Genomic DNA, 14,825 nt, shown 5'->3' on the forward strand with positions numbered 1-14,825 from the left:
CCCTACAGCTTGTTCGGCAGGAGGTTCATCAGCTCGCGGGTCCGCTCGTCGCGCGGGGTGTAGGTGATCATCCGCGAACCCATCCGGGGGCCCAGCCAGAAGTTGGTGTACTCGCAGTGGAGCATCCCGACACCGGGCACCAGGAACCGCTTCAGGCCGTTGCCCGGCCGGGCCACGTCGTGCCTCCGCCAGGCTGCGTCGAAGTCGGGCGAGGCCTTCTGCAACCGGGTGACCAGCGCCTTCCAGCCCGGCTCCGAGCCGTGGTCGGCCATCGCCGCGCGGAAGCGGGCCACGATCACGTCGCGCTCGGTCTCGTGGTCGACGAGCACCTCGCGGAAGCGCGAGGGCGTGAACGCCAGCCACATGAGGTTGCGGTCCTCGGGCGCCAGGGCGTCGAGGTCGCCGACGATCGCGGTGTACTGGGCGTTGTACGCGAGGATGTCGTAGCGGGTGTTGACCACCCCCGCCGGGTAGGGCGCCAGCTGCTCCAGCACCAGCCGCACGCTCGGCGTCACGGACGGGCACTCGAACACCGGCGCCGGATCCTCCGCGCCGGCCAGCGTGAACAGGTGCGCGCGCTCGCTCGGGTCCAGCAGCAGCGCGCGGGAGACGGCGTCCAGCACCTGGGTGGAGACCTGGATGTCCCGGCCCTGCTCCAGCCACGTGTACCAGGTGACACCGACGGCGGCGAGCTGCGCGACCTCCTCGCGGCGCAGCCCCGGCGTGCGTCGGCGGCCGGTCGGCGGCAGGCCGACCTGCTCGGGCGCGAGCCGCTCGCGGCGGCTGCGGAGGAAGGCCGCGAGGTCGTGGCGGCGGGCGTCGGCGGGGCTCGCCGCAGGGGTGACGGCGGACGCGGTGGCGGGCGCCCCCGTCCGGGTGCGCACGGAGGACGCTCGGGCGGTGGGCGCTTGCGCGGCGGCGGTCGTCAGGCTCATGTGTTCTAGGATGCGACACCCCGGATCCTGTTGCCAGGTACTTCTTATACCTGGATAACCACACTCTGGTACCAGGCTAACGCCGAGCGGATCGTATGACCCGTGACCCAACAACTCGCCGTCGCCCCCACCCCCGTCCGCACCGCCACCACCCCCGGCACCGCGGCGGCCGCCCCCCGCACCCCGTCCCTCGGCACCGCCGGTCTGATCACCGTCCTGCTCGGCGCGTTCCTGCCGATGCTCGACTTCTTCATCGTCAACGTGGCCCTGCCCACCATCGACCACGACCTCGCCGCCGGGCCCGCCGTCCTGGAGCTCGTCGCCGCCGGCTACGGCATCGCCTTCGCCGTCCTGCTCGTGCTCGGCGGGCGGCTCGGCGACATCTTCGGCCGCCGCAGGCTGTTCGTCGCCGGTGCCGCCGCGTTCGCCCTCACCTCGCTCGCCTGCGGCCTGGCCCCCGGCGCGTGGTCCCTGGTCGCCGCCCGCGCCGCCCAGGGCGCGTCGGCCGCGCTGCTGATCCCGCAGGTGCTCGGCACCATCACCGCCGCGACCGACGGCGCCCGGCGCGGGCGCGCGCTCAGCATCTACGGGGCCGTCGGCGGCATCTCGGTCGTCATCGGGCAGGTGCTCGGCGGCATGCTCATCGCGGCCGACGTCTTCGGCACCGGCTGGCGCTCGGTCTTCCTGCTGAACGTGCCCTTCGCGCTGCTCGCGCTGGTCCTGGCCGTCCGCTACGTCCCGGAGAGCCGCGCCGCGCGGGCCGCCCGGGTCGACGTGCCCGGCACCGTCCTGCTCACCGCGACCCTGCTGTCGCTGCTCGTCCCGCTGATGGAGGGCCGGGCGGCCGGCTGGCCGGTGTGGTCCTGGGTGCTGCTGGGCCTGTTCCCGGTCTTCGCCGTCGCGTTCGCCCTGGTCGAGAGCCGCGCCGAGCGCCGCGGGGACACCCCGCTCGTGCCGCCGACCCTGCTGCGCATCCCCGAGATGCGGCGCGGCCTCGGCATCGCGCTGCCCTACTTCGCGGGCTTCGGCGGCTTCATGTTCGTCATCGCCGTCGCCCTGCAGCAGGGCCTCGAGCTCGGCCCGGTCGCGTCCGGCTGGGCGCTCGTCCCGATGGCCGTCGGCTACTTCACCGCCTCGCTCTCCGGCCCGCGCCTGATCGGGCGGTTCGGCAGCCGGGTGCTCACCGCCGGCGCCGTCATCCAGGCCGCCGGCCTCGCCACCCTGGCCGTCACCGTCCTCACCGACTGGGCCGACTTCTCGCCGCTGCGGATGGCCCCCGGGGTGGCGCTCGCCGGGATCGGCCAGGGCCTGATCGGCACGCCGCTCTTCCGGGTCGTCCTCTCCAAGGTGCCCTCCGCGCGGGCCGGCGTCGGCAGCGGCGTCCTCGCCACCGGCCAGCAGGCCAGCCTCGCCCTCGGCGTCGCGACGCTCGGCACGCTCTACCTGTCCCTCGCGCCGTCCCTGGGCATGGACCGGGCGCTCGCCCTGTGCCTCGGGATCCAGCTCCTGGGCTCGTTCACCATCCTGTACCTGACCACCCGGCTCCCCCGCTCCATCGGCTGAGCCCCCGGGTCACGCCCGTCGACGCGGGCCCCGCGACCGGTACGAACCGGTGGCGGGGCCCGCGTCGTTCCCACGTTGGAAGAGGTCCGAGGACGTCGAAGCGGGCTCAGACAGGGGCGGCCGGCTCGGCGTCCGGCCACGCCCAAGGACGTCGAAGGGGGCTCAGGCGGCGGCCGGCTCGGCGTCCAGTTCGGCGAAGAACTCGTCGGCGATCGCCCGCGTGCGCGGCAGGTCGCCCAGCGGCTCGCCGACCACGCGGCCGGCCAGGTCGACGGCGACGGCGATGACGTCCTCCTTGAGCGCGGCCTCCGCGAGCACGCGGTCGGCCTCCAGCTGCACCGTGGCCGCGGCGACGAGGCCGTCGCGCTGCGCCTGGCCCTCGGCGCGCACGGCGGCGATCAGGGCCGCGCCCTCCTCGGCGGCGTTCTGGCGGATCTCCGCGGCCTCGTGCCGCGCCGCGCTGAGCTCGGCCTGGAGCTGGTCGTGGACGGCCCGCGCCTGCGCCTGCGCGGCCTCCGCCCGCTCGGCCCCGCCCTCGATGGCGTCCGCACGGGCGGCGAGGTTCTTCTCGATGCGCGGCAGCAGCACCGCACCGAGAACGCCGAATATCAGGAAGAAGCAGACGAGGCCGACGACGAGTTCAGCTGGTTCTGGCTGTAGTGGTCCCATGCCGCGCATGCTAGTGGAGCCTTCAACAGTCGAAGCGGGGGCCCCTTGGTGACGGCACGTCAGCCTTCTTTCCGTCCGGCCGCTCCGGGTCCGATCGACATGCGGTTGCGCCACCTCCGGGACTTCATGTCAGAATGACGATATGAGCAACGAGCACATGGGGGACCCGGTCGACACCCGCAGCCGGGCGGAGCTTTCGGCGCTCGTCGAAGCCGGCGCCCAGCCGAAGTGGCTGATGTTCTGGGGACACCGGGCACGGCGGGACGGCACGATCGGCCAGGGCGCGCTGAGCCAGTGGTGGCCGTGCCGGTTCACCGTGGAGGGCGTGGAGTACGCGAGCGCCGAGCACTGGATGATGGCGGGCAAGGCCCGCATGTTCGGGGACACCGCGATCGAGCGGCGCGTCCTGGCGGCCCGCACGCCCGCCGAGGCCAAGAAGCTCGGCCGGCTCGTCGCGGACTTCGACGAGACCACCTGGACGGCCGGGCGCTTCGAGCTCGTCGTGGCGGGCAACGTCGCGAAGTTCGGCCAGGACGACGCACTGCGCGACTACCTGCTCGGCACCACGAACCGCGTGCTGGTCGAGGCCAGCCCGGTCGACCGCGTCTGGGGCATCGGCCTCGCCGCCGACGACGAACGCGCGGAACGCCCGGCCGAGTGGCGCGGCGAGAACCTCCTCGGCTTCGCCCTCATGGAGACCCGGGCCCGCCTCGCCGCCTGAGGCCGGCCACCCTCCGCACCACCCACCGCCGGTCGCCTCCCCGGAGCGCGACCGGCGCACTTCTCGCAACGACCGCCGCCTGCGCGCTCCTTGACACCAACCGGACACGACTGGACGTGTCCCCGTAACCACCCCGCCACATTCCGACACCAGGATGTCCCGCAGTCAGGGACCGGATGGACAGGGTGGGGCGATCATGCGCATGCGGTCGAGCGCGCAAGAAAGCGAACTACAGGCTCACGAACTGCGGGTGGAGCTGGACGAGTTACTCCGTGCCAGCCGGTACGCCGGGCAGCGCGAGCGACGGCTCACCGAGGCGATACAGGCCTCCCCGGACCGGCAGCGGCCGGACGGGGAACTCATGCGCCAGCTCGCCCAGGCGCGCACCCTGCGCGAGGGGCTCGGCACCCGGTGCATCCAACTGAGCGACCAGCTCCAACAGTTGGAGTTCGATCTGCGACAACAGCCGGCACCGGCGCCGCAGTTCGCCACCCCCGGCCCACCGCCGCTGCGCCCGGACATCGGGGCGCTGGCAGGGCGGGTGACCACGCTCCACCGCAGCGGCGCCCTCACCGAGGTGGCCGACCTGCTGGCCCAGGCCGCCGTCCGGCTCACCCCGGGCGAGACCACCCAGCTCGCCGGCCTCCTGGCCCGAAGAGGCCCGGGGGAGACCTCCCGGCAACTCGCCCGCGGCGCCGCCCACACGGCCCCCGAGCACGCCGTTGCGGTGCTCGCCGAACTGCGCGAGGCCGGGCTCGCCGACGAGGCCGCGGACCTGTTCCACGCCTTCTGGGGCTACCCGGCCGCCGCCCTGCCCGCCCTCCTCGCCGCGCTGGAGCGCGCCGGCCAACTCGCCGACGGGGCCACGCTGCTGTGGGAGTGGGGCTCCGCCCCGACCCCCGAACTGACCGTCCTCGCCGCCGGCCTCCAACAGGCGGGCCGCCACGACGACGTCCGGACGCTGCTGCGCCAGGCCGCCGGCCGCCCGACGGCCGACCTCGCGGCCCTCGCGACGGACCTCCCGACCCCACTGCCCGCCGTACTGCTGCAGGAGCTCGCCGCGCTCCGCCCGCCCGTCGAACTCGTCCGGCTGGCGGCCTCGCTGGACCACCACCGCGGCCTCTACGACCTGCTCCTCGCCGCCCTGCACGCCGACGCGGCCAGGCACCGCGCGACCCTGGCCGCCCTCCGCGCGGCCGGTCTGCCGACCGAGCCCGCCGCACCCGCCCGCTCCCGCTGGGGCCGGCGGTAGCCGGCACGGCCCGAACGCGAGGGAGCCCCCGCCCGTCCCGGAGGACGAACGGGGGCTCCCCGGAGAACGAGCGGCCTCAGCAGCCGATCAGGCGCGCGGCCAGGTACGACTTGACCTGGTCGAGCGAGACGCGCTCCTGCGCCATGGTGTCGCGCTCGCGCACGGTCACCGCGTTGTCCTCGAGGGTGTCGAAGTCGACGGTGACGCAGAACGGCGTGCCGATCTCGTCCTGACGGCGGTAGCGCTTGCCGATGGCGCCGGCGTCGTCGAACTCGACGTTCCACGCGGTGCGCAGGTCGGCGGCCAGGCCGCGGGCCTTCGGGGAGAGGTCGGCGTTGCGCGACAGCGGCAGGACGGCGACCTTCACCGGGGCCAGGCGCGGGTCGAGCCGCATGCCGACGCGCTTCTCCATGACGCCCTTGGCGTTGGGCGCCTCGTCCTCGAAGTAGGCGTCGATCAGGAAGGCCAGCATGGCGCGGTTGAGGCCGGCCGCCGGCTCGATGACGTACGGGAAGTAGCGCTCGCCGGACTCCTGGTCGAAGTACCGCAGGTCCTTGCCGGACGCCTCGCTGTGCACCCGCAGGTCGTAGTCCGTGCGGTTGGCGACGCCCTCCAGCTCGGAGAACTCGCTGCCGCCGAAGTTGAAGCGGTACTCGATGTCCACGGTGCGCTTGGCGTAGTGGGAGAGCTTCTCCTTCGGGTGCTCGAAGAAGCGCATGTTCTCGGTGCGCAGGCCGAGGCCGACGTACCAGTCCCAGCGCTGCTGGAGCCAGTACTCGTGCCACTGCTCGTCCTCGCCCGGCTTGACGAAGAACTCCATCTCCATCTGCTCGAACTCGCGGGTGCGGAAGATGAAGTTGCCGGGGGTGATCTCGTTGCGGAAGCTCTTGCCCGTCTGGGCGATGCCGAACGGCGGCTTCTTGCGCGAAGTGGTCTGGACGGCACTGAAGTTGGTGAAGATGCCCTGGGCGGTCTCGGGGCGCATGTACGCCAGGCCGCTGGCCTCCTCGGTGACACCGAGGTGGGTCTTCAGCATGCCCGAGAAGTCCTTGGGCTCGGTGAACTGGCCCTTGGTGCCGCAGTCGGGGCAGTTGACGTCCTTGAGGCCGTTCGGCGGCGGGAAGCCGTGCTTGGCCTCGTACTTCTCCTCCAGGTGGTCGGCCCGGTGGCGCTTGTGGCAGGAAAGGCACTCGGTCAGCGGGTCGTTGAAGGTGGCGACGTGGCCGGAGGCCTCCCACACCTCGCGCGCGAGGATCACCGACGAGTCGAGTCCGACGACGTCCTCACGGGCCTGCACCATCGTGCGCCACCACTGGCGCTTGATGTTCTCCTTGAGCTCGACGCCCAGCGGCCCGTAGTCCCAGGCGGCTCGCGTGCCGCCGTAGATCTCGCTGCAGGGGTAGACGAAGCCACGGCGCTTGCTCAGGCTGACGATCGTGTCGATCTTGTCGGCGGCCACAGTGCTCTCTTCAGTACGTAAGGCACGGTCAGGGCACGGCTGGTTGCTCGCACCCGAATACCTCAGGTTACCGGCCCCATGGGTACGGGGTTCAAATCGGTACCGTCGGACCGACCCCACTGATCCCCACCGCGCCACCCGAGCCGGTCGCCCGGCGTTCACCCGACCGGGCTATTTGACAATCGTTTCCAATGAAGATGAGAATGATTGTCATGATGATCCGACGGCACGCCCGCTCCTCCATAGCCCTGGCCGCCACCACGATCGCCGCCGCGCTCACGCTCACGGCGTGCGGCGGCAGCAGTAGCGCCAAGGACGCGGACGGCAAGCTGAACATCGTCGCCTCCTTCTACCCGATGGAGTACCTCGCCCAGCAGATCGGCAAGGACCACGTCGCGGTCACCGACCTCACCGCCCCGGGCGTCGAGCCGCACGACCTGGAGCTCACCGCCAAGCAGGTCGCGAGCGTCCAGAAGGCCGACGCGATCCTCTACCTCAAGGGCCTGCAGCCGACCGTCGACCAGGCCGTCGGCCAGTCCTCGGCCAAGGCGAAGATCGACGCCACCGCCGCCAGCCCGCTGGTCGACCACCACCTCGACGAGGACAGCGCCGCGGGCGACGGCCACAAGCACGACGGCCCGGCCGGCGACCCGCACATCTGGCTCGACCCGGCCCGCTACGCCGCGATCGCCAGGAGCGTCGGCGACTCCTTCGCCAAGACCGACCCGGCCCACGCGGACGACTACCGCAAGAACACCGACGACCTCGTCAACCGGCTCGGCGCCCTGGACGAGGAGTTCCAGACCGGGCTGAAGGACGCCAGGACCAAGACCTTCGTCACCAGCCACGCCGCCTTCGGCTACCTCGCCGACCACTACGGCCTCACCCAGGTCGCCATCAACGGCGTCGACCCGGAGTCCGAGCCCACCCCGGCCCGCCTCGCCGAGGTGCAGAAGGCCGCCAAGGACAACGGCGTCACCACGATCTTCTTCGAGACCCTGGTCAGCCCCAAGCTCGCCGACACCGTCGCCAAGGACCTCGGCCTCAACACCGCCGTCCTGGACCCGCTGGAGGGCGTCAAGGACCCGGCCAAGGACGACTACCTGAGCGTGATGCGCCAGAACCTGGCCCACCTCCGGGCCGCCCTGGGCGCCCCGGCCGCAGCCCCGGCCACTGCCGCCCCGACCGCCACCGTCCCGGGCCCGGACGCCACCGCCTCCGCCGCCCCGACCCCCGCGCCCACCGCCAGCTGACGGGATCCCGATGAACCACCCGATACCCCCGGCCGTCCGCCTCCGCAGCGCCGTCGCCTCCCGCGGCGGCCGGCCGGTGCTGCGCGGGATCGACCTCACCGTCCGGCCCGGCGAGGTCGTCGCCCTGCTCGGCGCGAACGGCTCCGGCAAGTCGACGACCGTCAAGACCGTGATCGGCTCCGTCCCGCTGGAGCGGGGCGAGCTGGAGCTGTTCGGCACCGCCTTCGCCACGTTCCGCGCCTGGCACCGGATCGGGTACGTCCCGCAGCGGACCACCGCCGCCTCCGGCGTCCCGGCGACGGTCCGCGAGGTCGTCTCCACCGGACGGCTCCCCCAGCACCGCCTGCTGCCGTTCCGCCGCAAGGACCGGGACGCCGTGGACCGCGCGCTCGCCGCCGTCGGCATGCTCGACCGGGCCGGGGACGGCGTCGCCGACCTGTCCGGCGGACAGCAGCAGCGCGTGCTGATCGCCCGCGCCCTGGTGGGCTCCCCCGACCTGCTGATCATGGACGAGCCGATGGCCGGCGTCGACGCCGCCAGCCAGCGGGTGCTCGCCGACACCCTGCGCGCCGAGGTCGACCGCGGCGCCTCCGTGCTCCTCGTCCTGCACGAACTCGGTCCGCTGGAGCCGCTGATCGACCGCGCCGTGGTGCTCCGGGACGGCTGCGTCGCGCACGACGGCCCGCCCGTGCCCAACACCGGCCTGCACGCCCTGCCCGGCCACGACCACGTCCACCCGCACGCCGACCACACCCCGCCGAGGCTGCTCGCATGACCGAGATGCTCTCCTACGACTTCATGCAGCGCGCCCTGCTCGCCGCCGTGCTGGTCGGGATCACCGCCCCCGCCGTCGGCATCTACCTGGTGCAGCGCCGCCAGGCCCTGATGGGCGACGGCATGGGCCACGTCGCGATGACCGGCGTCGGACTCGGCTTCATCTTCCAGACCAGCCCGGTCTGGATGGCCGTCCTGGTCTGCGTGCTCGGCGCCGTCACCATGGAGCTCGTCCGCTCCCGCGGCAACCAGCGCGGCGACATCGCCCTCGCGATGCTCTTCTACGGCGGCATGGCCTGCGGCAAGCTGCTCGTCTCGCTCTCCGCCCAGGCCGGGGCCGGCTCGCTGGAGAGCTACCTGTGGGGCTCCATCCTCACCGTGGCCCCCGCGGACCTCGCCGCGATCGCCGCACTCGGCGCGGTCGTCATCGCCGTCACCGTCGGCCTGCGCCGCCAGCTCTTCGCGATCTGCCAGGACGAGGACTTCGCCCGCGTCACCGGCCTGCCGGTGCGCACGCTCAACCTGCTGCTCGCGGTCATGGCCGCGGTCACCGTCACCGTCGCCATGCGGGTCGTCGGCCTGCTGCTGGTCAGCGCCCTGATGGTGGTCCCGGTGGTGGCCGCCCAGCAGCTCACCCGCTCCTTCGCCGCCACCCAGGCGGCCTCGATCGCGCTCGGCGTGGTCGTCTCGCTGGCCGGCGTCACCGGCTCCTACCACCTCAACGTGCCCTCCGGCCCGGCCATCGTGCTGCTCGCCATCGCGGTCTTCGCGGTGTTCAGCGTGATCGCCGCGCCGCTGGCCCGACGGCGCCACCGGGCGGACGCCGACCCGGGGCCGCGCGAGTGCGACGTGCAACTGCCCGGACGGGCTTCCTCGAACACCTCTGACGCGGGCACGCCGGAGGGGCGGGCGGGGCTGGCACAATGAGGTGCGAGATGCCAACCACCCCAGGAGGACCCACGGTGACCACCGCCGGCCCGTCGCCGCGAGCCCGATCGACCCGGCAGCGTGCCGCCGTCTCGGCGGCCCTGGACGAGATCGAGGACTTCCGCAGCGCGCAGGAGCTCCACGACATGCTCAAGCACCGCGGGGACTCCGTCGGGCTGACCACCGTCTACCGCACCCTCCAGTCCCTCGCCGACGCCGGCGAGGTCGACGTGCTGCGCACCGCCGACGGCGAGGCGGTGTACCGGCGCTGCAGCAGCGGACACCACCACCACCTGGTCTGCCGGCACTGCGGCGCGACCGTCGAGGTCGAGGGCCCGGCGGTGGAGCGGTGGGCCAACTCCGTCGCCTCCGAGCACGGGTTCAGCGACATCGCGCACACGCTGGAGATCTTCGGCACCTGCGCGGAGTGCGCCAAGAAGGCCTGACAGCACCAGTCGGACTGACGGAACGACGGAACGACGGAAGGGCCCGCGGGAACGCATCCCACGGGCCCTTCTCCACGTCCTCAGCGCTGCGCGGGCACTCCCTGCCCGGGCACCTCGTTCGGGATCGCCCCGCCGAAGCGCCGGTCGCGCATCGCGTACTGCTCGCAGGCGCGCCACAGGTCGCGGCGGTCGAAGTCCGGCCAGAGCACGTCCTGGAACACGAACTCGGCGTAAGCGGACTGCCAGAGCAGGAAGTTGGAGGTGCGCTGCTCGCCGCTGGGGCGCAGGAACAGGTCCACGTCCGGCATGTCCGGGTGGTACAGGTACTTGGCGATGGTCTTCTCGCCGACCTTCTTCGGGTCGAGCTTGCCCGCCGCGACGTCGGCGGCGATGGCCTGCGCCGCGTCCGCCAGCTCGGCCCGGCCGCCGTAGTTGACGCACATGTAGAGCGTGACGGCGTCGTTGTCCTTGGTCTGCTCCTCGGCGACCTTGAGCTCCTGGACGACGCTCTTCCACAGCTTGGGCATCCGACCGGCCCAGCGCACCCGCACGCCCATCGCGTCCATCTCGTCGCGGCGGCGGTGGATGACGTCCCGGTTGAAGTTCATCAGGAACTTCACCTCGTCGGGCGAGCGCTTCCAGTTCTCGGTGGAGAACGCGTACAGCGAGATGTTCTTCACGCCGAGCTCGATCGCGCCCTTGAGCACGTCCAGCACGACCGCCTCGCCGACCTTGTGGCCCTCGGTGCGCGGCAGCCCGCGCTCCTTGGCCCAGCGGCCGTTGCCGTCCATCACGATGGCGACGTGGTTGGGCACCAGCTCACCGGGGATCTTCGGGGGCTGGGCGCCGCTGGGGTGCGGGGTCGGGGGGAGGTACTCCCGCTGCTTGCCCCCGCCGAAGAGCCGTCGCGCTGCCATGTGCTCACTTCTCCACGTATCTCATCGAGCGGATTCCCCGCTCCAGGTGCCACTGCAGATAGGCCGCGACCAGGCCGCTGCCCTCCCGCCAGTACCGCGGCTCGCAGGAATCGGCCGTCTGCCAGTCGCCCGACAGCAGCGCCCCGAGCAGTACCAGTGTCTCAGGGGAGGGTACGGCACATCCCGGCACTCGGCAGTCCGCGCAGAGGACGCCGCCCGCCGGGAGCGAGAAGAAACGGTTCGGCCCCTCCAACCCGCACTTGGCGCAGTCGGTGAAGCTCGCGCCGTACCCGTTCACCGCGAGCGAGCGCAGCAGGAAGGCGTCCAGCACCAGGTGCGACTCGTGCAGCCCGGCCGCGAGCGTGCGCAGACCTCCCACGAGCAGCAGGTACTGCTGGACGGCCGGCTCGCCCTCGTTCTCGGCGAAGCGCTCGGCCGTCTCCAGCATCGCCGTCCCGGCGGTGTACCGGCCGTAGTCGGTGACGATCGAACCGCCGTACGGCGCGATCGTCTCGACCTGGGTGCACAGCGGCAACCCGCGCCCGATCAGCTCACTCCCCCGGCTGAAGAACTGCACGTCCACGTGCGAGAACGGCTCCAGGCGGGCGCCGAACTTGGACTTGGTCTTGCGCACCCCGCGCGCCACCGCGCGCACCTTGCCGTGCTGGCGCGTCAGCAGGGTGATGATCCGGTCGGCCTCGCCGAGCTTCTGCGCCCGCAGCACCACGCCGTCGTCCCGGAACAGACTCATGCGCCCGCCTCGCTACGCCCGGCAGGGGCATTCGCCCACACGCACCTGTTCAATGACCCGCTCGTTCCGCTCGCTCCTGCGCCCCATTGTCGCCCACCCCGGCGCAGCCGTGTGCCCGCACCCAGGCCGTGGGGGAGGACCTGTGCGGTGCGGGTCACGGCGGGCCCGGAGGGGGGAGACGGGCCCGTTTGTGGGGGTCGGTGGTGGATCTTCGACGGCGTGGGTCTAGTACGGCGCCCGGGTGGCCGCCTCCAGCAGCGCCGAGACCCGGGTCTGGGGCAGGTCCAGGCAGCGCCCGACCGCGGCCAGCGCCTCCCGCTCCTGCGGCAGGTAGCGTCCGTCGGCGAGCGCGATCGCCGCGCCCTGGAGCAGCAGCCGCTCGCGGCCCTGGTGGGCCAGGTGCGGGGCGAGCGGTTCGAGCACCGCGTGCAGTTCCACGGCGAGACCGCCGGCCATCCCGCGGGCGTCGTAGAGTTCGCCGCCGAGTCCGGACAGGGCGGCCAGCGCGGCCAGCACCTGGGCCTCGCCGCAGTCCTCGAACCCGGCCTCGCGCACCGCCGTGCAGGCGGCCTCGCGGGCCGCGCGGTGGGCGGTGCCACCGGCCGCGAGCAGGGCCAGCGCGATCGTGTACTGGGCGTCCCGCAGCATGCCGCCGAGCCGGACGCAGGTGGGCTGTTCGAGGCTCTCGACCCCGTACCGGCCGTCGCAGCTGGTGCACTGCACACTGCCGATCACCGGTCCGAGCGGGAGCACCGGGGTGCCCAGCAGCCGCAGCCACCGCCGGCCGTGCTGGCGGCGGTAGTTGCGGTCCCCGCCGCAGCCCGGGCAGAAGAAGTCACCGAGGACGTCGGTGCGCCACCTCGGGCGAACACCCCACAAGCTGGTCACGGCGCCACTCCCCAGACATGGCAGGCGGCCTGCACAACTATGGGCAGGTCACGCGACCGGACACCGAGGCCGTCCCACCGACCCGGCTTTCCGGTGGATCGATGTTGCCACGCCCGGCGGCGGGTGTCAGTACCCCGAACGCCTTCCGGGGCGAAAAAATGTGGCCCAGGACACAGTCGCGGCGGGCGACGGCGAGGGCCGCCCCGCAGGACGGCCCTCCGTGCATGCCACTCGTACGAACTACGCGCGTTGCGCCCGGTTGACGGCGCTGATCATCGCCTTCAGGGACGCCAGCACGGTGTTGCTGTCGATGCCCACGCCCCACAGCACCTTTCCGTCCACGGCGCACTCGACGTACGCGGCGGCCTGGGCGTCGCCGCCCTCGCTCAGCGCGTGCTCGGAGTAGTCCAGGACGCGCACGTCCACGCCGATCCGGCCCAGCGCGTCGGCGAACGCGGAGACCGGGCCGTTGCCGACACCGGTCAGGGTGACCGGTACGCCGTCCACGACCGCGCCGGCGATCAGCGCGTCCCGGCCGTCCTCGGTGGTCAGGGTGCGCGAGCCGCTCAGCGTGATCCGGCCCCACGGGTTGTCCGTGGTCGGCAGGTACTCGTCCTCGAAGACCCGCCAGATCTCGGCCGGGGTGACCTCGCCGCCCTCGGCGTCGGTCTTGGCCTGGATGATCCGGGAGAACTCGATCTGCATGCGGCGCGGCAGGTCCAGCTTGTGGTCGTTCTTCAGGACGTAGGCGACGCCGCCCTTGCCGGACTGGCTGTTGACCCGGATGACCGCCTCGTAGGTGCGGCCGACGTCCTTCGGGTCGATCGGCAGGTACGGCACGCCCCAGGTGTGCTCGCCCACCGGCACGCCCGCCGCCTTCGCGTCCGCCTCCAGGGCGTCGAAGCCCTTCTTGATGGCGTCCTGGTGCGAGCCCGAGAAGGAGGTGTAGACCAGGTCCCCGGCGTACGGGTGGCGCGGGTGCACCTCCATCTGGTTGCAGTACTCGGCGGTGCGGCGCACCTCGTCGATGTCGGAGAAGTCGATCTGCGGGTCGACGCCCTGCGAGAACAGGTTCATGCCCAGGGTCACCAGGTCGACGTTGCCGGTCCGCTCGCCCTGGCCGAACAGGCAGCCCTCGATGCGGTCCGCGCCGGCCATGTAGGCCAGTTCGGCGGAGGCGACGGCGGTGCCGCGGTCGTTGTGCGGGTGCACCGACAGGCAGACGAACTCGCGGCGCGACAGGTTGCGCGACATCCACTCGAACTGGTCGGCCTGGACGTTCGGGGTGGTCCGCTCGATGGTGGCCGGCAGGTTCAGGATGATCTCGCGGCCCTCGCCCGGCTGCCAGACGTCCATGACCGCCTCGCAGACCTCCAGCGCGAAGTCCAGCTCGGTGTCGACGAAGATCTCCGGCGAGTACTGGTAGCCGAGGACGGTCCCGTCGCCGCCCGAGCCCAGCAGCTTCTCCGCGTACTCCATCACCAGTCGGGTGCCCTCGGTGGCGATCGCCTTGGTGGCCGCCATGTCGTTGCGGAACACCACCCGGCGGAACAGCGGCGCGGTCGCGTTGTACAGGTGGACGGTGGCGCGCGGCGCGCCGACCAGCGACTCGACGGTCTTCTCGATCAGTTCCTCGCGGGCCTGCGTCAGCACCGAGATGGTGACGTCCTCGGGGATCGCCCCCTCCTCGATCAGCGACCGCACGAAGGCGTGGTCGGTGGCCCCGGAGGACGGGAAGCCGACCTCGATCTCCTTGTAGCCCATCGCCACCAGCAGGTCGAACATCTTGCGCTTGCGGGCCGGCGACATCGGGTCGATCAGCGCCTGGTTGCCGTCCCGCAGGTCGGTGGACAGCCAGCGCGGCGCCTTGGTGATCACCTTGTCCGGCCAGGTGCGGTCGGGCAGGTCCACCGTGCCGAACGGCAGGTAGCGCCCGTGCCGCATGCCGGACGGCTGCTGGCGCACGCTCGCGGCGGTGATCGGGGTGGGGCGGTCGACGAAGGCCCGGCCGGCGGGGATGGGCGCGGCGGAGGTCTGCTCGGTCATGGAACGCTCTCGGCTTCCTGTGGGTGCGGGGCTGGTCGGGTCCTGTGAAAGGGGGGAAAACACCGACTGGCCGGCCTGCTGCCGCTCACGATCCGCCGTTGGACCGCCGGATGACGCGCACAGCTCGATCCCCGCGGCGAGGGAGCCGGCCCCAGTGGACTACAGGCCCTCGACGCGGCAGCTAAGAAGAAGCAGCCCGTTGCGCATGATGAACCCCAGCGTAA

14 protein-coding genes are annotated in these 14,825 nt (G+C 72.4%); 7 read left to right on the plus strand and 7 right to left on the minus strand.

Annotation, left to right across the window (positions count from 1 at the left end; genetic code table 11):
- Nucleotides 1-2 precede the first annotated feature (2 nt).
- On the minus strand, nucleotides 3-935 hold the full coding sequence (locus tag PUR71_RS34080; protein WP_329931084.1) for a helix-turn-helix transcriptional regulator: 933 nt from the start codon (nucleotides 933-935) through the stop codon (nucleotides 3-5).
- 102 nt (nucleotides 936-1,037) lie between these two features.
- Here PUR71_RS34080 and PUR71_RS34085 point away from each other — a divergent pair, with 102 nt between their 5' ends.
- Nucleotides 1,038-2,498, plus strand: coding sequence for an MFS transporter (locus PUR71_RS34085; protein ID WP_443077668.1), 1,461 nt, complete (start codon nucleotides 1,038-1,040; stop codon nucleotides 2,496-2,498).
- Between the two features lie 162 nt (nucleotides 2,499-2,660).
- Here PUR71_RS34085 and PUR71_RS34090 read toward each other — a convergent pair whose 3' ends face one another.
- Nucleotides 2,661-3,167, minus strand: coding sequence for a F0F1 ATP synthase subunit B family protein (locus PUR71_RS34090; RefSeq protein ID WP_329931085.1), 507 nt, complete (start codon nucleotides 3,165-3,167; stop codon nucleotides 2,661-2,663).
- A gap of 142 nt (nucleotides 3,168-3,309) precedes the next feature.
- Here PUR71_RS34090 and PUR71_RS34095 point away from each other — a divergent pair, with 142 nt between their 5' ends.
- Nucleotides 3,310-3,888, plus strand: a complete 579-nt coding sequence (locus tag PUR71_RS34095) for an NADAR family protein (RefSeq protein ID WP_443077669.1) — start codon at nucleotides 3,310-3,312, stop codon at nucleotides 3,886-3,888.
- Nucleotides 3,889-4,138: 250 nt separating this feature from the next.
- Nucleotides 4,139-5,140, plus strand: a complete 1,002-nt coding sequence (locus tag PUR71_RS34100) for a hypothetical protein (RefSeq protein WP_329931086.1) — start codon at nucleotides 4,139-4,141, stop codon at nucleotides 5,138-5,140.
- A 76-nt stretch (nucleotides 5,141-5,216) separates the two neighbouring features.
- Here PUR71_RS34100 and PUR71_RS34105 read toward each other — a convergent pair whose 3' ends face one another.
- Nucleotides 5,217-6,599 (minus strand): glycine--tRNA ligase, encoded by a 1,383-nt coding sequence (locus PUR71_RS34105; RefSeq protein WP_329931087.1) that lies wholly within the window; start codon nucleotides 6,597-6,599, stop codon nucleotides 5,217-5,219.
- A gap of 212 nt (nucleotides 6,600-6,811) precedes the next feature.
- Here PUR71_RS34105 and PUR71_RS34110 point away from each other — a divergent pair, with 212 nt between their 5' ends.
- From PUR71_RS34110 to PUR71_RS34125, 4 genes are read left to right on the plus strand one after another with little or no spacing between them, the layout of a single operon-like run.
- On the plus strand, nucleotides 6,812-7,852 hold the full coding sequence (locus tag PUR71_RS34110) for a metal ABC transporter substrate-binding protein (protein WP_329931088.1): 1,041 nt from the start codon (nucleotides 6,812-6,814) through the stop codon (nucleotides 7,850-7,852).
- A 10-nt stretch (nucleotides 7,853-7,862) separates the two neighbouring features.
- On the plus strand, nucleotides 7,863-8,627 hold the full coding sequence (locus PUR71_RS34115; RefSeq protein WP_329931089.1) for a metal ABC transporter ATP-binding protein: 765 nt from the start codon (nucleotides 7,863-7,865) through the stop codon (nucleotides 8,625-8,627).
- The gene (locus tag PUR71_RS34120) at nucleotides 8,624-9,553 is read left to right on the plus strand and encodes a metal ABC transporter permease (RefSeq protein WP_329931090.1); all 930 of its coding nucleotides are present in this window, start codon (nucleotides 8,624-8,626) and stop codon (nucleotides 9,551-9,553) included. The genes PUR71_RS34115 and PUR71_RS34120 overlap by 4 nt, the downstream gene beginning before the upstream one ends.
- 35 nt (nucleotides 9,554-9,588) lie before the next feature.
- Nucleotides 9,589-9,999, plus strand: a complete 411-nt coding sequence (locus PUR71_RS34125; RefSeq protein WP_329931091.1) for a Fur family transcriptional regulator — start codon at nucleotides 9,589-9,591, stop codon at nucleotides 9,997-9,999.
- A gap of 80 nt (nucleotides 10,000-10,079) precedes the next feature.
- Here PUR71_RS34125 and PUR71_RS34130 read toward each other — a convergent pair whose 3' ends face one another.
- From PUR71_RS34130 to leuA, 4 genes are all read right to left on the minus strand, one after another.
- Nucleotides 10,080-10,916, minus strand: a complete 837-nt coding sequence (locus PUR71_RS34130; protein ID WP_329931092.1) for an isoprenyl transferase — start codon at nucleotides 10,914-10,916, stop codon at nucleotides 10,080-10,082.
- A 4-nt stretch (nucleotides 10,917-10,920) separates the two neighbouring features.
- The gene (gene recO, locus PUR71_RS34135; RefSeq protein ID WP_329931093.1) at nucleotides 10,921-11,667 is read right to left on the minus strand and encodes a DNA repair protein RecO; all 747 of its coding nucleotides are present in this window, start codon (nucleotides 11,665-11,667) and stop codon (nucleotides 10,921-10,923) included.
- A 225-nt stretch (nucleotides 11,668-11,892) separates the two neighbouring features.
- Nucleotides 11,893-12,555 carry a TerB family tellurite resistance protein gene (locus PUR71_RS34140; RefSeq protein WP_329931094.1) on the minus strand — a complete coding sequence of 221 codons (663 nt, stop codon included), beginning with the start codon at nucleotides 12,553-12,555 and terminating at the stop codon, nucleotides 11,893-11,895.
- Nucleotides 12,556-12,795: 240 nt separating this feature from the next.
- Nucleotides 12,796-14,601 (minus strand): 2-isopropylmalate synthase, encoded by a 1,806-nt coding sequence (gene leuA / locus PUR71_RS34145; protein WP_329931095.1) that lies wholly within the window; start codon nucleotides 14,599-14,601, stop codon nucleotides 12,796-12,798.
- Nucleotides 14,602-14,825: the final 224 nt, after the last annotated feature.

Origin of the sequence: Streptomyces sp. SP17BM10 (assembly GCF_036322405.1) — a bacterium.
Taxonomy (GTDB): domain Bacteria; phylum Actinomycetota; class Actinomycetes; order Streptomycetales; family Streptomycetaceae; genus Kitasatospora.